Source organism: Lachnoanaerobaculum sp. MSX33 (genome assembly GCF_000512995.1).
Taxonomy (GTDB): domain Bacteria; phylum Bacillota; class Clostridia; order Lachnospirales; family Lachnospiraceae; genus Lachnoanaerobaculum.
Window position 1 is genome coordinate 1 of sequence record NZ_AZXX01000087.1, and the last position, 18,064, is coordinate 18,064.

Annotated in this window: 14 protein-coding genes; 5 read left to right on the forward strand and 9 right to left on the reverse strand. The window is 37.5% G+C overall.

Translation table 11 applies throughout. The features are described from left to right. Positions 1–754 precede the first annotated feature (754 nt). From HMPREF1495_RS10780 to HMPREF1495_RS10810, 7 genes are all read right to left on the reverse strand, one after another. Complete coding sequence (locus HMPREF1495_RS10780) at positions 755–1,438, reverse strand: hypothetical protein (RefSeq protein ID WP_034214719.1); 684 nt, start codon at positions 1,436–1,438, stop codon at positions 755–757. Positions 1,439–1,570: 132 nt separating this feature from the next. Then, positions 1,571–2,512 carry an ROK family glucokinase gene (locus HMPREF1495_RS10785; RefSeq protein ID WP_034214721.1) on the reverse strand — a complete coding sequence of 314 codons (942 nt, stop codon included), beginning with the start codon at positions 2,510–2,512 and terminating at the stop codon, positions 1,571–1,573. A gap of 15 nt (positions 2,513–2,527) precedes the next feature. Next, positions 2,528–3,769 (reverse strand): DUF5711 family protein, encoded by a 1,242-nt coding sequence (locus HMPREF1495_RS10790; RefSeq protein ID WP_007594635.1) that lies wholly within the window; start codon positions 3,767–3,769, stop codon positions 2,528–2,530. A 3-nt stretch (positions 3,770–3,772) separates the two neighbouring features. Continuing rightward, a complete protein-coding gene (locus HMPREF1495_RS10795; RefSeq protein WP_034214723.1) occupies positions 3,773–4,867 on the reverse strand; it encodes a hypothetical protein in 1,095 nt (364 codons plus the stop codon). Between the two features lie 21 nt (positions 4,868–4,888). Beyond that, complete coding sequence (locus tag HMPREF1495_RS10800) at positions 4,889–5,155, reverse strand: hypothetical protein (protein ID WP_007594637.1); 267 nt, start codon at positions 5,153–5,155, stop codon at positions 4,889–4,891. A 2-nt stretch (positions 5,156–5,157) separates the two neighbouring features. Next, positions 5,158–6,510, reverse strand: a complete 1,353-nt coding sequence (locus HMPREF1495_RS10805; RefSeq protein WP_034214726.1) for a glucose-6-phosphate isomerase — start codon at positions 6,508–6,510, stop codon at positions 5,158–5,160. 95 nt (positions 6,511–6,605) lie between these two features. Further along, on the reverse strand, positions 6,606–7,319 hold the full coding sequence (locus HMPREF1495_RS10810) for a 5'-methylthioadenosine/adenosylhomocysteine nucleosidase (protein ID WP_034214729.1): 714 nt from the start codon (positions 7,317–7,319) through the stop codon (positions 6,606–6,608). Between the two features lie 84 nt (positions 7,320–7,403). On the opposite strand from HMPREF1495_RS10810, the gene HMPREF1495_RS10815 reads away from it, so the two are divergent. The 5 genes from HMPREF1495_RS10815 (at position 7,404) to HMPREF1495_RS10835 (ending at position 15,138) form a co-directional block, all read left to right on the forward strand. Then, positions 7,404–8,462 carry an undecaprenyldiphospho-muramoylpentapeptide beta-N-acetylglucosaminyltransferase gene (locus tag HMPREF1495_RS10815; protein ID WP_034214730.1) on the forward strand — a complete coding sequence of 353 codons (1,059 nt, stop codon included), beginning with the start codon at positions 7,404–7,406 and terminating at the stop codon, positions 8,460–8,462. A 340-nt stretch (positions 8,463–8,802) separates the two neighbouring features. After that, positions 8,803–10,131: an ABC transporter substrate-binding protein gene (locus HMPREF1495_RS10820; protein WP_034214732.1), complete on the forward strand. Its 1,329-nt coding sequence runs from the start codon at positions 8,803–8,805 to the stop codon at positions 10,129–10,131. Positions 10,132–10,204: 73 nt separating this feature from the next. After that, positions 10,205–11,095: a carbohydrate ABC transporter permease gene (locus HMPREF1495_RS10825; RefSeq protein WP_034214734.1), complete on the forward strand. Its 891-nt coding sequence runs from the start codon at positions 10,205–10,207 to the stop codon at positions 11,093–11,095. Continuing rightward, positions 11,088–11,894, forward strand: coding sequence for a carbohydrate ABC transporter permease (locus tag HMPREF1495_RS10830; protein ID WP_007594656.1), 807 nt, complete (start codon positions 11,088–11,090; stop codon positions 11,892–11,894). Before HMPREF1495_RS10825 ends, HMPREF1495_RS10830 begins: the two co-directional genes overlap by 8 nt. 88 nt (positions 11,895–11,982) lie before the next feature. Beyond that, positions 11,983–15,138, forward strand: a complete 3,156-nt coding sequence (locus tag HMPREF1495_RS10835; RefSeq protein WP_034214737.1) for a glycoside hydrolase family 2 TIM barrel-domain containing protein — start codon at positions 11,983–11,985, stop codon at positions 15,136–15,138. 109 nt (positions 15,139–15,247) lie between these two features. Here the strand turns inward: HMPREF1495_RS10835 and HMPREF1495_RS10840 are convergent, their stop codons facing one another. After that, entirely contained in the window at positions 15,248–16,219 is a 972-nt protein-coding gene (locus HMPREF1495_RS10840; protein WP_034214739.1) for a cell wall-binding protein, read from the reverse strand. A gap of 185 nt (positions 16,220–16,404) precedes the next feature. Further along, the gene (gene rny, locus HMPREF1495_RS10845) at positions 16,405–17,961 is read right to left on the reverse strand and encodes a ribonuclease Y (protein WP_007594663.1); all 1,557 of its coding nucleotides are present in this window, start codon (positions 17,959–17,961) and stop codon (positions 16,405–16,407) included. Positions 17,962–18,064 lie beyond the last annotated feature (103 nt).

The window sequence follows — 18,064 nt, forward strand, 5'->3', positions numbered from 1 at the left end:
TGCAGTAGAAGGGTTTGCCCAAAGGAACAGAGCGGAAACCGCCAGCAAGCCTGCTTGGCTTACTATGCTCTTTTTGTTCATCAAACTACCTCCTTGATTGTTTGTCTGCCGGAATATAAGGTCCTATACTGTGTTCAACATGCATACTCCCATATCACTGCTTAATGTATTTTCATTAAATCAGTCACTCTATTATATCCAGTCAGAATATTTATATATATATTTCTTCAATGCAAACAAAATAACCCACAAAAATATTTGCCCATTATATTTTCGTAAGTCTCTCATTATCATTAAAGAAATTTATATCGTATTTAATATGTAAAAACTCGTATAAATTTCTCGTCTTATGTCGCATTATATGCGATTTTGTGCGTAATAAAAACAAGTCCCTACACTTAAGCGTTAACTACACTATTCTAATTTGTATAGTATAACAATATAATATTATTGAATGGTATCTTTGTCAAATAAGTCAATACGATGAATATAAGATATTTTTATTATTTTTATATATGAACCTGAGCCAAGCAGTTATAAACTAGTGGTTGTATTGTATATATTTATTAATATTTTATCATATTTTTATTATTTATCAATGATGAAAATTATTTATACTCATTTTATTTTTTTGAATTTTTACTTTATTACTTTTTGCAACAAAAAAAGCCGACAGAATATACGATACTTTTCTGACATATCTTGTAATATTCCTTCGACTTTTTGTTTGCTATTTATATTTTTTGAAAATAAATTATTTCTTTGCAGCTGTTGTCTCAGGCGTCTTGATTTCTGAAGGTGCCTTTGTTGTCTCACCTGCAGTATCAACTCCCGCTCTGTCCTCTGTTACTATTGCTGCGGCGCTGTCCTTTGAAACCACATTGTCCTTACCTACAGATACTATGAAGTAATATCCTTCAGACTGGAATACGATATTGCTGTCTCCCTTCACACCTACTGTAAGGTATGCATCGTTTGACTCAAGTCCTGTGGCTTTCTCGCCTTCCATCTGTTCCAAAATGTCATCAAGCTTAACGCTGTCTGCAGTGAAGCTTAAAAGGTCACCGGCCTTGGCACTTACAGCTTCAAGTACATATCCGCCCGACTTGTCATCATAGTAATGTAAAACTCTCTCAGGATCTGCATACTTTACAATTCTCTCACCCGCTTCAGCCTTCTCATCAGATGCGGCTGTTCCGAATGCACTTCCTACATCATCAAATGACTCATCAAGGTGATTTGCTATCTCATAGTTTATATCCACTTTCACACTTGCAGCCGTTGTTGTCTCTGCAGTGGTGCTTTCCTCAGCCTTTGTAGTGGTTTCTGCAACTGACTGTGTTGTTTCTGCAGTTTCTTTTTTTGAACCGCATGCACTGAATAATAATGCACTTCCCATTGTCAATCCTAAAACTGTTATCAAAAATCTTTTCTTCATATTTAATTCCTCCTAAGTCAAATGACTTTATGCTATTTAAACATCATTTTGATATCTGACACTATATCACTTGAAACTTATAAAAACAAGTTTTTAATATGAAAGTATTTTTAAGAAATGATTTATATTCTTTTATCCCAATACCAACTTTGCCGCACCGTATATTCCGGCATCATTTCCCAATTTTGCCAGTACTATATCTGCCTTATTCTTTGTTATAGGTGTATAATACTCAAATTTTTCTCTTATTTTATCTATAAGGAAATCTCCTGCTTTTGATACTCCGCCACCTATAACAAATACTTCCGGATCTACAGTCATTGCCAAGTGTGAAAGCGCTATTCCGAGATACTTTGAAACTGTATCCACAACTTCAAGTGCGATTTCGTCACCCGCCTTGGCCGCATCAAGTACGTCCTTTGCGGTTATATCCTCCAGTAGAGCAAGTCTTGATGCAACTTTCTTTGTTGCAAGAAGCCTTTTTGCCTCTCTTACTATTCCTGTAGCACTTGATATCTGTTCAAGACAACCCATTCCGCCGCAATTACATTTTTCAGTCTCAGACTCTCTGACATGCATATGCCCTATCTCTCCGCCAAGACCATGCTTTCCCGGAACAATTTTCCCGTCTATTATAATTCCTCCACCTACTCCGGTTCCAAGAGTTACCATTACGGAATCCTGCTGATGCTTTGCACCTCCCATCCATGCTTCTCCAAGTGCCGCCACATTTGCATCGTTGCCAAGTGCCACAGGCATACCTGAAAGTAAGTCTGACAGTATTCTGGCAGGAAAAACTTCTCTCCATCCTATATTTACCACTACCTCTATAAATCCGTTCGGCATTACAGGTCCCGGAACTCCCATTCCTACACCTACACAATCTGTAAGAGTAAGTCTTGCCTCTTTCAAGGTTTCTTTTATAGACTTTCCTATTTTTTCGATAAGTGCCTTAGGATCGTTTTTAGGCTCCGTAGGTATTTCCCACTTTTTTAAAAGATTTCCGTTAAGTGTGAATATACCCAACTTTACACTTGTTCCTCCAATGTCAACTCCTACGCATACCTGTTCCATATTTTCTCCTTTATATTACTTAAGTACTATTCCTCTAAAGTCATTATCTCCAAGTATTGTAAATCCTGATAACAACCCTCTTTTTACAATCTTATGTATATTTGAATCAAGACTACCGCTATATTTTATTACACCTGCCGTGTTCATTATTATCGCCTTATCATCCTTTGTCAGATAAATGTAACCTTTTTGCATATCAAGATTTGAAAAATCTCCCAAAAACTCTTTTTTCAAAATAACATCGCCGGTTTTCGAGTATATATATAATGTGTGATTAAATTTTTCCGATGTGTTTTTATATACTACACAAAGTTTATTTCCCTCAAAGTCCACAGCTTCAATATCTTCTTCAGCCTTTATTGTCTTAATAAGCTTCGGAGAAGCAACATTCTTTGACGAGAAGAAATAAAGTCCGTCAGATGCAATTGCTACCGAATTTATTTTATCAAAATACCTTACTCTTGCCACCATTGAAGAGACAAACTCTTCATCAAAGCCGCCTACGACTCTATTCGGCATATTTTGTCCGATATCCGAGAAATCATAAAAAACGACTCTTCCCATCATTGAACTGCCCTTTAAGTACTGGAATGTTGCCATAAGTGCGGTTCCGTCAGGCGACAATGCTATATCTGTAGGAAAGCCGTCTCCGGCAAGCTTCGACTTTATACTTATGTTAAGCTGTTCCCCCTCCTTGTTATAGAAAAATATATATGTGGAATTTGAATCTTCTACCAATATGGTAATTATACCGTTTTTTGATACGACAGCCTTAAGTATCGGTAAATCGGTACCTATCGTCGCCACCCTGCCGTCTTTTGTATAGCTTTCAAGATCATTTCCTCCGACATCAAATATTATCACATATTTACCGTTATTATCGGTCTTTGGATTTGACATCTCATAGCTTTCTATCCACACTTCTTTTCCGCCGGGCTTTAAATACAATGCACCGTCTTTTGAATACTTTAAAAAACCGTTACCAAGCTTTTCATAGCCTACAAGGCTGCCCTCACTGAGTTCATGAATCCATTTCAGTTTAAATTTATCATAACTCTTATAGCGGTTTATTAATGCAAATACAACTGTGAAAGCAGTTATTAAAGCAAGCAGGAGGAGGATAAACCTCCCCCTTTCTGCAAAAAAGTTGACATTTTGTCTTCTTCTTGATCTTGGAGCATCTTTCTCATCAAGATCGGCAGTTACTATTATTCTGCCTTTAAGCTCCCGCTTCTTTATTTCCTTATCTTCTATCATCTCTTATCCGTTTTGTCTTCTTTGGTACAGATCTATAGCCTCAATCAGATTGGACGCTTCATTGTCATTTATAAGTTTTTGTAACACCTCTATCTTTGACGGCTGTAAAAAGTCTCTTCCAAGATATGATTCATACTTATCGGATATGTCCAAGTTTATCTCCGATCTTCTTGCAGCTATACTTCCGAGGCTTTGCTTTGTTACCTCAAGCTCATTGTTCAGACTCTCAAGTTTTTCTTTTGAATTATTCGTTATCTCATCTGCAATAATTTTCTTTGTGCTGTTTTCAAACTCGCTTACAGCTGCAGTTTTCTTATCCTTTATACTCTGTACATTAATCTTTGCTTCTTCTATCTCTACATCAAAAGCTCCCAAATCATACTTTTCCTCTGACGAGTCGTTATTTATCTCTTTTGTTATCAACTTGATTCTCTTAAAATCATTGTCAATAGTATCTCTCATGGCTCTTATCCTAAGTAAGCTGTCTCTATGTCTTGCTTTTGTAAGATTTCCTATCAAAATATACAATCCGCCTATCAAAATAATAACAGCAAAGCAAATAAAAGGTAAATATATAGTTCTGTGATTCGGTATCAATTTATAGATCACCATAGGTATTGCAAGGAATGTTACAAGTACCGCTAAAACTATTTTTACAAAATCAAAGAATTTGTGTGGAAAATAAAATGTGTGATACAATCTCCCTCCGCAAAATCCCGGCAATTTTTCTTTTTTTATCTCGCTTTTTATTTCAGATTTTGTATTCGCTATATGATCATGTAACTCTTTAGTTTCTTCGGCAATTCTTTCACTTACCTTTTTACTCTTTGCCTTACCCTTCTTTGCCTCCAAAGATTTTCGGATATCTTCAGCCTTTTTAATCTCGGCATCATATGTGGAAGTTATCTCTTTTAATCTTTTAGATGTGGTCTCGGATATTCTGCCTTCCACGGCTTTCTTTTCAGCTTCTATAGCTTTTGATACCCTCTCGCCTTCCGCTCTGAGCCTTTCCTCCTCTGTGCTTAATGTATCAAGCTCCAACAGGGCACTTTTTGCACCTTCAAAAAAACTGTCATAGTCTAAAATAGGTTCTGCCATAATACACTCTCCATTTTTTTATTATTCTTCTATTATTTGTATTTCCAGATAGTCAAAATCTATTTGTTCTATAAAGTTGTCAGCATTAAATCTGACTTTACCTCTATAAGCAAAGTCATCTATATTCGGCAAAAGCCATATAGGTTCTGCTATATCAAATTCATGACATATCTCTCTAATCGCATCAAATACCATTGTTTTTCTGTCTTTACTGTAATCTCCATCTGTTGCAACATGGTCTTTTTCCATACGGTTGTCTGTGAATATCTTGCCCCAAAGCCTGAACATATTTAGTTGAGCCTCTTTAGAAGTTCTTCTCTCTGACTTTCATATCCCGGTTTTCCAAGCAGTGCAAACATATTGCTCTTATAGCTTTCAACTCCCGGCTGATTGAACGGATTTACACCGAGTATATATCCACTTACTCCACATGCAAACTCATAGAAATAGAACAAACTTCCAAGTGAGAAAGGACTCTCATCCGGTATATTTATTTTAAGATTCGGAACGTCACCGTCTGTATGTGCAAGTATTGTTCCGTTCATTGCAGACTTGTTTACAAAATCCACACTCTTTCCTGCCAGGTAATTCATGCCGTCTGTATCCGTCTCTTCTTCTTTTAAAAGAATCTCTACAGGTGACTCTTCAATATCAATTACGGTTTCAAACAACATTCTTCCACCGTCCTGAATATACTGTCCCATGGAGTGCAAGTCTGTTGTCAAATCCACAGCAGCCGGGAAAATACCTCTTCCGTCCTTACCCTCACTCTCACCAAAGAGCTGCTTTACCCATTCAGAAACATAGTGAAGACTCGGCTCATAGTTTGCCGTAACTTCCACGTTCTTTCCTTTTCTTAGGAATATATTTCTGATTGCAGCATATAATAATGAAGGATTTTCCTCAAAAGGCTTTCCGATTACTTCTTCTCTCATAGCTGCGGCACCTGCCATAAGCTCATCAATATCTATTCCCGCAACAGCTATCGGAAGCAGACCTACAGCTGTAAGTACCGAGAATCTTCCGCCTATATCATCAGGTACTACGAAGCTCTCATATCCTTCTTCGTTAGCAAGTGATTTAAGTGCGCCTCTTGCCTTATCTGTAGTTGCATAAATTCTTTTATTTGCTTCTTCTCTTCCGTACTTTTCTATAAGAAGCTCTTTAAATACTCTAAAGCTGATAGCCGGCTCTGTTGTAGTTCCCGACTTTGATATTATATTTATAGAAAAATCTTTATCTTTCAAAACATCCTTCAAATCGGCTATATACTTTGATGATATTGAATTTCCGCAAAATATTATCTGTGGTGTTTTTCTCTGTGATTTATCCAGACAGTTGTAAAAGCTGTGGCTCAAAAACTCTATTGCGGCTCTGGCACCAAGGTATGAACCTCCGATACCTACCACCAAGAGCACATCTGAATCATTTTGTATTTTCTTTGCTGTAGTCTTTATTCTTTCAAACTCTTCCTTATCATAGTATACAGGAAGATCTATCCAACCAAGAAAATCGGATCCTGCTCCCGACTTTGATAATAATGTATCTCTGGCATTCAATGTGGTTGTTTTAAAATTTTGAAGCTCATCCTCCCCCAAAAATGCCATTGCTTTTGAATAATCAAAACTTACTGTCTTGTTCATATTACACGCCTTTCTGTATTTATAATGTGTTACGGTCATATATAACCATAATGTTCTAAAACAATATATTGTTTTTATTTTATAACAACTATATACTATTGGCAATAGTAGGAAGTATCAATAGTTTCTATTAATCTTGTAGTAAGCTTCACACAATTTTCTATTGCCTTTCTTTCAAACTCGGCATAGTCCATACTTGCACTGTCATCAGCCTTATCGGATATGGCTCTCACTATAAGTGCTTTCATTCCGTTCAAATATGCAACCTGTGCTATTGCGGCACCCTCCATCTCCGTACAGTATCCGCCAAAAGTTTTTTTCAAATCTTCCTTTGTCTCTTTATCCGATACAAAAATATCACCGCTGAGTACTCTTCCTTCAAACACTGAAATATCTTTAAGCTCTTTCTCGCAGATTTCCTTTGCGGTACTTCTAAGTCCGTCATCTGTAGGGAATGCAAATACATCCATTCTCGGTACCTGTCCTCTCGGATATCCGAAGCCTTCAACATTCATATCATGAATTACGGTATCTGTGGAGAGCACTATATCTCCTATATTTATCTCATTCTTCAGTGAACCGGCAATTCCGGTATTTATTACCGTTCCCACTCCGAATCTGTCCGCCAGTATCTGAGTACATGCCGACGCATTCACTTTTCCTATACCCGAGCGTACCACGGTGACAGACTTTCCGCTTATCTTTCCCTGTACAAACTCCATACCGGCTATGACTTTTGTCTCTTTATTTTCCATAATTTCTTTCAACTTTGAAATTTCCTCTTCCATAGCACCGATTATACCAATCATTACATTCTCCTCACTTGAATATTTATACTTGTTAAATTATACTTAATATATAGGTTTAATTATAACATAAAGAATGGAAATAATATGAAAAAAATAATATTAACAGGTGGCGGTACCGCAGGACATATCACACCGAACATCGCTCTCTTGCCTGCATTAAAAGAAGCCGGATTTGATATCAAATATATAGGCAGTAAAAACGGTATGGAAGAAGGTCTTATAAAAGCTCAGAATATTCCATATGAAGGAATATCTTCCGGAAAGCTCAGGAGATACTTTGACTTAAAAAACTTCAGCGATCCTTTCAAGGTCCTTAAAGGACTCTTTGAAGCAAAAAGTATAATAAAAAAATACTCACCCGATATTGTCTTTTCAAAGGGTGGCTTTGTCAGTGTTCCTGTAGTAATGGCTGCGGCTTTTTTAAAGATTCCGGTTATTATACATGAATCTGATATTACACCGGGACTTGCAAATAAAATAGCCACCAAGTTTGCTACCAAGATATGTACCAATTTCCCCGAAACATTGCAGTATCTTCCTAAGAACAAGGCTGTACTTACAGGTTCGCCAATTAGGAAAGAGCTTTTAAGCGGTAACAAAGAAGAAGCTCTCAAACTGACAGGATTTGACAATAAACCGACTCTTCTTATCATAGGGGGAAGTCTCGGCTCTGTTATAGTAAATACGGCAATCAGAAAATCTCTGGATGATATATTGAAAGAATTTAATGTAATACATATCTGCGGCAAAGGTAATGTAGACGAAAAACTTGTGGGAAGAGAAGGCTATCTTCAATATGAATATGTGGATAAGGAGCTGAAAGATTTCTTTGCTCTTGCCGATTTGGTCGTTTCAAGAGCGGGTGCAAATACAATATGCGAGCTTTTGGCACTCAGAAAACCGAATCTTTTGATACCGCTCTCAGGTGCCGCTTCAAGAGGTGATCAGATTTTAAACGCCGAATCATTTGAAAATGCAGGTTACTCAAAAGTCATAGATGAAGAGGCACTTACAAATATTTCACTTGCCGTGGAAATATCGGAACTTTATAAAAACAGACAAAAATATATAGATGCCATGTCAAACTCGGATGCCACAAACAGTGTGGAAAATATTATCAATTTGATAAAGCAGTATAGCTAGAATTTTCATCCAAACCCGACAAATCGTCTACTTAAGATTCCATAATCACAAATACTTAAGCTCTTTGAAAGTTTTTTCAATTTTCAGAGAGCTTTTCTATATATCAAATACATATTTTTTAATTACTTAATTGTTTTAGCTTATTCTATTGTTTTTACTTTTTTTGATATACAATATAAACAATTTTATATTTTATAATAGTATAAAACTACCATAGACAATTATTTTCACAATATTGTATAATTTTTGAAAATGATGACAATTCAGGTTGAGTTTTACAGGCTTTCAGCCCACTTTTTATAGCTAACTCAACTGATTGTGACGATAAGGAGGACTTTTTGTGAAAAAGAAAATTTTAAGTGTTCTTATGGCAGGTGCATTGTGCACAGGCTTACTTGCAGGATGTGGCGGCGGCAAAGAAGCTTCCACAGGCGATTCAGCAGCTGCAAACAATGCTGCAACCGCTACAGATGACAATACTCTTACAGTATGGTGTTGGGACCCTGCATTCAATATCAATGCAATGAATGAGGCGGCAAAAGTTTATCAGAAAGATCACCCTGATTTCAAGCTCAATGTAGTGGAAACTCCATGGCCTGATTTACAGACAAAGCTAAACACAGCAGGTGTTGCAGGTGATTTATCTACATTACCGGATGTTTTCCTTATGCAGGATAACGCATTCTGGAAAAATCAGATTTCATTCCCTGATGTTTTTGCAGATTTGACTGCAACAAAGGCAATCGACTTTACACAGTTTGCACCGGGTAAGTTAGCTTATTCAACAGTAAACAATGTAAACTACGGTGTTCCTTTTGATAACGGAACCGTTATATCTGCCTACAGAACAGACATCCTTGAGCAGGCAGGCTATACTGTAGACGATCTTACAGATATCGACTGGGACAGATATATAGAAATCGGTAAAGATGTGCTTGCAAAGACAGGAAAGCCTTTACTTTCATCTATGGCTAATGAATCAGATATTATAATGATTATACTTCAGTCTACAGGTGCTTCACTCTTTGACGACAAGGGTAACCCGAATATCGTAGGAAACGAAACATTGAAGAAGGCTCTTGAGACATATAAAAAGCTTGAGGAATCAGGTGTTATGGTTCTTGTAAACGACTGGGATCAGTATATCACCACAATGAATACAGAAACTGTAGCAGGAACAATAAACGGTTGTTGGATTATGGGTTCTATCAGAGCTGCAGAGGATCAATCGGGAAAATGGGCTGTAACAAATCTTCCAAAACTTGCAGGTGTAGGCGAGCAGACAAACTATTCAAACAACGGCGGTTCAAGCTGGGCTGTAAATGCAGGTTCAAAGAAGAAAGATTTGGCAGTTGATTTCCTCGCAAAGACATTTGCAGGAAGCACAGAACTTTATGACAATATTCTTCCAAGCGGTGCATTGGCTACATGGTTACCTGCAGGCGGTACAGCAGCTTATTCAGAGAAGGTTGAGTTCTTCGGCGGACAGGAAGTTTATAAACTCCTTACAGACTTCGCCTCAAAGACACCAAAGAATAATACAGGTGTTTACTACTACGAAGCAAGAGATGCCGTAGCGGCTGCTGCAACAAATATTGTTGCAGGCGCAGATGTTGACAGCGAGCTTAAGACTGTACAGGACACTATTAATTTCGCAATGGGTAAATAATTTTTAAGATTTTGTCAGGGGGTAGGTTTGGCCATGGTCAAGTCTGCCCCTTGTTTAATCGAAGGAGAAATTTATGGGGAATAAGAAAAAACTTTCACTCTCACAAAAACAAAATATATCAGGTTGGATATTTTTGACTCCTGCTACCGTGCTTATAGCCGTTATGAGTTTTTATCCTATGATAAAAGCCATAATTTTGTCTATGCAAAGCGGTGTGGGCGCAAAAATTTCTTTTGCCGGATTGACAAATTATAAGAGAATGTTTGCTGATGCAATCTTTATGCAGTCTTTGAAAAACACCTTTATATACCTGATAGTTCAGGTACCTATAATGCTTTTATTTGCTCTTCTTTTGGCATCTTTACTTAATGATAAGCATTTAAGGTTTAAGGGGCTTTTCAGAACCTGTATTTTCCTGCCATGTGCTACATCTCTTGTATCATATGCCATTATATTCAGATCGCTCTTTGCAGTGGACGGATATATAAATACCGCTCTTGTCAACCTTAGAATTTTGTACACAGGCTATAATTTCCTTTCAAATCCTTTTGCGGCGAGAATTGTTATTATAATCGCTCTGCTTTGGAGATGGACAGGCTACAATATGGTTTTCTATCTTGCAGGACTTCAAAATATAGAGTATTCCATATATGAAGCCGCAAAGATTGACGGTGCAACATATTTCCAGATACTCAGAAAGATAACCATCCCGCTTTTAAAGCCGATGATTTTACTTACTGCTATCATGTCAACAAACGGTACATTGCAGTTGTTTGACGAGTCCGTCAACCTTACAAGCGGCGGTCCGGCTAATGCAACTATAACAATGTCTCATTATATTTATAACTCTTCGTTTAAGTATGTACCTAATTTCGGCTATTCAGCCGCCATGTCATTCTTTATTTTGATTTTGGTGGCGGTACTCGCCGCAATACAGATGAAAGTAGGTGACAAGCGTGACTAAGATAAGAACTGTTGCAAAATATGTATTTTTGACCATTGTTTCACTTATATCGATTTTCCCTCTATACTGGATGGCAGTCAGTGCCACTCATGCCAGTATAGATGTAATAAGAGGTGCTCTCCTTCCCGGAAACTATCTCTTTAAAAACCTTTCAAACCTGCTTGCAGCAAGCGATGTAAGAGGTGCTATGATAAACTCATTTAAATACTCAATAATGATGACAATATTGGCACTATTTATTTGCTCACTTGCCGGATACGGTTTTGAAATCTATCATGATAAGGCAAAGGATGCTATCATGGCTGTACTTTTGTTGGCAATGATGGTTCCTTTTGTAGCTATTATGATCCCGCTCTTTCAGATGTTTTCAAAATGGGGACTTTTAAATACAACTTTAGGATTTTTACTTCCTACATTGTCCACTCCTTTTTTGATAATGCTGTTTAGACAGAGTGCCAGATCATTCCCACATGATATTCTTGAAGCTGCAAGACTTGACGGATTAAATGAATTTAATATATTCCTTAGAATATTTATTCCTACCATGAAGTCCACCTATGCTTCAGCAGCCATCATTACATTCATGGGTGCATGGAACTCATATCTTTGGCCAAAGGTAATAATGACTGAGAAAACATCCATTACAATGCCTATGCTTGTAGCAAACTTAAAAGAAGGTTATGTAACCGACTACGGTGTACTGATGCTTGCCGTACTTCTTTGCAGCATACCTACAGTTATCATATTCTTCGTACTCCAAAAGCAATTTGCTGAAGGAATTACAGGTGCTGTAAAGTAATATATAATATGCTTTTTTAAAGGTGTGAAAACTTGTATCAAGATTTCATACCTTTTATTGATAAAATATAATTTTAAGAGAGGTAAAAATGAATAAAGATATTTTAAAAAACATTTTAGAACCCACTGTTTTTGAGGAAAACAGACTTCCGGCACATTCAGATCATAAGGTATTTGCAAATAGGAATGAACTTATACGGGGCGAGTCTTCTTTATACTATGATTTGAACGGTATATGGAAATTTGATTACTCAATCAATCCCGATTCCACTCCTGACGGATTTGAACTTTTAAGCTTTGACTGCAGAAACTGGGAGGATATCCGAGTTCCGGCACATATACAAATGGAAGGCTATGACAGACCTCATTATGCCAATGTTGCATACCCATGGGACGGTAGACAAAAGCTTAAATCAGGTCAGTCTCCTATGGACTTTAATCCTGTTGCAAGCTATGTAAAATACTTTACATTACCTGAAAGTTTCACAGGCAAGGATATTGTTTTAAGAATGGAAGGTGTTGAGAGTGCGGCCGCCGTATGGTTAAACGGACACTATATAGGCTACTGTGAGGACAGTTTTACTCCTTCCGAGTTTGATTTAAGTAAATATATGGTTAAGGGTGAGAACAAACTTGCAATACAGGTTGCAAAATGGTGTTCAGGCAGCTGGCTTGAGGATCAGGATTTCTTCAGATTCTCAGGAATTTTTAGAGATATCTGTCTATATGCAAGGCCGAAATACCATTTACAGGATATAGGTGTAAATCAGATATTTGAAAATAAGAATCTTGATAAAGTCAAACTTAATATATCATTGACTCTAAGCCAAAGTGCCAAAGTCAAACTCAGATTATATGACGCTTTTGATATGACTTTAAAGTCAAACGAGTTTAAGTGCTTCTTTGATGAAACTGTTGTGGCAAAGCTTGATAAGGATCAGGTTTCCGGTGAAAATAATGTTTTCCTTGAGATAAATAATCCGAAGCTTTGGAGCGCCGAAATTCCTAATCTTTATACTCTGTATATTGAAATATATGACGGTGATAATTTACTTGAAGTAACCTCTGTGAAAATCGGTATTAGATTATTTGAAAAAAATTCATCTAATATAATGACTGTCAACGGTAAAAGAATTGTGTTTGCCGGTGTGGACAGACATGATTTCAGCTCCAAATCAGGTCGTGCAATCAGCTATGCGGAAGTCAAAAAAGATATAGTTACCATGAAAGAAAACAATATCAATGCTATAAGAACAAGCCATTATCCAAACTGCTCCGCACTATATGAGCTCTGTGATATCTACGGCATCTATCTTATGGATGAATGTAATCTTGAGTCTCACGGCAGCTGGGACGGTCTTCTTAGCGGTGTTTCAGACTATGATATGGTGGTTCCGGGCGATAAAAAAGAGTGGATGCCTCTACTTCTTGACAGAGCAAACTCCATGTATATGAGGGACAGAAATCACTCTTCAATTCTTATCTGGTCATGTGGAAATGAGAGTTATGGCGGTAGCGATATATATGAGATGAGCGAGTTCTTCAGGAAAAAAGATTCAAGCAGACTTGTCCACTATGAGGGAGTTTTTAATGACCGTCGCTATAATGATACTTCAGATATCGAAAGCAGAATGTATGCCAAGGTAGCTGATGTAAAGGAATTTTTAAAAACTCACAGAGATAAACCTTTTATTGAATGTGAATATACTCATGCAATGGGTAACTCCTGTGGAGGTATGCAGCTTTATACCGAGCTTGCATGGGAAGAGGAGCTTTTCCAAGGTGGATTTATCTGGGACTATATCGATCAAAGCATTACCGGTAAGGATCCTTTCGGCAATGATACTCAGTACTACGGAGGAGATTTTGATGACTCTCCTACCGACTATAACTTCAGCGGAAACGGTATAGTGTACGGAGGCGACAGGGATATATCTCCTAAAATTCAGGCGGTAAGATATAATTACAGACCTGTTGATTTAAAGATAGATTTTGACAAAGACTTATTATATGTACACAACAGAAATCTTTTTAGAGATTTGAATGACTATAAATTTGTTATTTATATAAAGAAATTCGGAAAGACTTTATATGAAAACAGTTTTTCTTTAAAAGGTGAAGGATTGTCAAAGACTGAGCATTCTCTAAATATAAAAGAAAAAGCCGAAAAGCTTTTTGATATATACGGCGATGAGCTTGTTATAGGTGTCAAGGCCGTTTTTGATGTTGAAACCTTATATAACCTTGGCGAAGTTTCATTTACAGAAGTTGTTTTAAGAGAAGGTAATAAGGCATATGATGCTCTTTTCTCAAAATTTGATAATACTGTTATTTGCGATACTCCTCTCTGTGAAAATAAACCCTATAAACTCACAATGGGAGTTATGAACTTCGGAATAAAGGGGGATAATTTTGAGGCTCTGTTCTCTCAGAATTTCGGCGGACTTGTGTCTTACAGATATGCAGGAAAAGAGCTGCTTAAAGCTATACCAAGACCTAATTTCTGGAGACCGCCTACAGACAATGATTTCGGCAACAATATGCCTTTCAGGTATTCCAAATGGAAAACCGCTTCACTGTATGCCACTACAAAAGTTCCACGTGAAGACAGTACTTACTGGCCTGCATTCAGACCTGTTATAAAGGAATATGATACTTATGTATCTGTGACTTATAAATATGCTTTGCCTGCTTGTGCCGATGAGCTTACTGTGGAATATGAAGTTTATGGTGACGGCAGTATAAAGATAAACATGGACTATAAGAGTGAAACAGGTCACTATGATTTACCTGAGTTCGGTACAATGTTTAAGTTAAAGCCTGAATATGAAAATATTTCATGGTATGGTGCAGGTCCTATGGAAACTTACTCAGACAGATTACCGGGTGCAAAGATTGACCTTTTTGAAGGTAAGGTAGCAAATCAGCTTGCTAAATATCTCTCACCACAGGAGAGCGGCAATAAATCTCATGTAAGATTTGCAAAGCTTACCGATAAGAAGGGACGAGGCCTTATAGTTGCAGGAAACTGTATCAATGTTTCAGCTCTTGCCTATACTCCGAGTGAGATTGAAGAGGCAAGACATGATTTTGAATTACCGCCTGTTACAAAGACTGTACTTCGTGTAAATCTTGCACAGATGGGTATTGGAGGTGATGATACCTGGGGCGCACCTACTCTTGAAGATTACCTGATAAAGGGTGAAGGCAATTTGAAATTCAGCTTTGTTATAAAGGGAATATAAATATTTCAATGAGATTTGCCGATATTAAGGTAAATTTACATTAACTTAAAAAGAAACTCTAAACTGTCTTACAGTTCGGAGTTTCTTTTTCTATACAATATATTATTTATTATCTTACAACATATACGCCCGACTCATTTACAAAGTATCCGTCAGGTGTTGTGGTATTTGAAAGCATGTTTCCTCTGTTAAGATCCATATAGTACCAGTTGCCGCCGATATTCTGCCAGCCTACAAGCATATATCCGTCAGCATTGAAATAGTACCATTCACCGCCTATCTGCTTCCATGATGAAGTTACATATGTACCGTCAGAGAATGCATACCACCAACCTGTAGCATTTCTCTGCCATGTGCCTTGAAGTGTTGTAGCATTCTTACTCTCATTGTAATTGTTTGCAGCCTCAGCCTGACTTATTGTTACCGTGCTTGATGATACCCATGCACTGTTCTTTGTACCGTCACTGTTTACAGCTCTAACCTTCAATGTGTATGTACCTGACTTTGTCATAAGTGACTTAAAGTTTGCACTGTTTGTAGTAAAACTCTGCACTCCGCCGACTGTGGATGTGTTGTCTCTTATAAGCTTCACCTGATAACCTGAAGCTCCCTGAGATACACTCCATGCAGCCTGACCGTTATTACTTAAATTTACCGTTTCTATAGGTGATACCTGATTTATCAACGCCGGTAACTGAATATCTACGTATAAATCATTTGAGCTGTTCTCTCTTCTTGCTTCTATAAGCTCTCCACCTGTTATTTTAAAATCTTCAGCCTTATACACACTGAAGTAATAATTATCGTCTGCAGCCAAATGCACTGTAATCTTAGGAGTATCTGTAATCTCCCAGGTAGTACCCATATCCATAAAATCAACTCCGCCAATACTGTAGCTGCTGCCTGATACATTTACCGTAATATCATTTATATCTCTTTCTTTACCTACTGTAATAGCATCCGATTTTATATTTATCTTTACAGATTTGATTCCCGATGCTGCAAATGCAGTCATAGATGCCGCCAAACTTATTATTCCGCTTATTGCCGCTACGGCAAATTTTCTTCCAAAATTTCTCATATATTTCCTTTCACTCATATCTATATGTTTATATAATATTCTCTTCATACTATTAAATACTATATTAGAGTTTCAGTCAATTACTATTATATGATATTTTCTTTAAAATCCTTACCAAAAGGTTACAATCAAAATTTGTAATTTTACACTAAAAAAGGCGACAGCTACCCGCTATCGCCCTATTATTATCTTGCAACATCTGCCACTCTTGATTCTCTGATCACATTTACTTTTATTTGACCCGGATATTGCATCTCTTCTTCTATTCTCTTTGAGATGTTTCTGGCTAAAATAACCATATCGTCATCACTTACTTTCTCAGGCAATACCATGATTCTTACCTCACGGCCTGCTTGGATAGCAAATGACTTCTCAACTCCGTCAAATGATGTAGTGATTTCCTCAAGCTGACTCAGTCTGTTAGTATATGTCTCCAGTGTTTCTCTTCTTGCACCCGGTCTTGCTGCAGAAATAGTATCTGCCGCCTGTACCAAACATGCAATAAGTGAATCCGGATCAACATCTCCATGATGTGATTCTACAGAATTGATTACAACCGGATGTTCCTTGTACTTCTTACAAAGCTCCACACCAATCTGTACATGTGAACCCTCTACCTCATGGTCGATGGCTTTTCCAATATCATGCAGTAAACCGGCTCTCTTCGCCAATCTGATATCCACTCCAACTTCTGCTGCCAAAAGTCCTGACAATTGTGCCACTTCAATAGAATGTTTTAAAGCATTCTGACCATAACTGGTCCTAAATTTCATTCTTCCAAGTAATTTTATGAGCTCAGGATGTATACCGTGCACACCTACTTCGAGTGCCGCATTCTCGCCTTCCTCTCTCATAATACCGTCAACTTCTTTCTTTGCCCTATCCACCATCTCTTCAATTCTTGCAGGGTGAATACGACCGTCAACAATCAACTTTTCAAGTGCTACTCTGGCCACTTCTCTTCTTACAGGATCAAAACAGGATAAAACTACCGCCTCAGGGGTATCGTCAATGATAAGCTCTACTCCTGTAAGCTGTTCCAGTGTACGTATATTTCTACCCTCACGACCTATGATTCTACCCTTCATATCGTCGTTAGGTAAAGCCACTACTGAAACTGTCGTTTCCGCTACATGGTCTGCCGCACATCTTTGAATTGCAGTGACCACATATTCCTTTGCCTTTTTCTCGGCTTCATCCTTTGCGGCATTCTCAAGCTCTTTAATAAGCTTTGCCTTATCATGTTTTACTTCATCTTCAACTGATTGTAACAAAAATTCCTTAGCCTGATCACTTGTGAGTCCGGATATTTTCTCAAGCTCGGCGATTCCCTTATCATACAGGGATTCAACTTCCTTGCTCCTTGTGAGTATCTTCTCCTCTCTTGCAAGAACACTCTCTTCTTTCTTTTCAAGTAGATCCTGCTTCTTGTCCAAGTTTTCTTCTTTACTAAGTACTCTTTTCTCATAGCGGGCTAACTCTGCCCTTCTTTCTTTCACCTCTCTATCAAGCTCATTTTTTGTCTTTATAGACTCTTCTTTTGCTTCCAAGAGAGCTTCACGTTTCTTTGTCTCGGCTGTTTTTAAGGCTTCCTCTATTATTTCTCTGGATTTAATCTCTGCTGATCCGATCTTATCTTCATATGACTTCTTACGATGAGCAATCGCTAAACTCCAACTTAGAGGCGCCACAACAACTATTGAGAGTATTACCGCTATTATTATACTTCCCAGTTGTGACATAAAAGCACCTCCTTATTCAATTTTCATTGTTCAAAACAACATTTTAATTTTAACAAAAAATGAACAAAAAGTAAAGTCGCTAAGGATTGTATACAGATTGTGT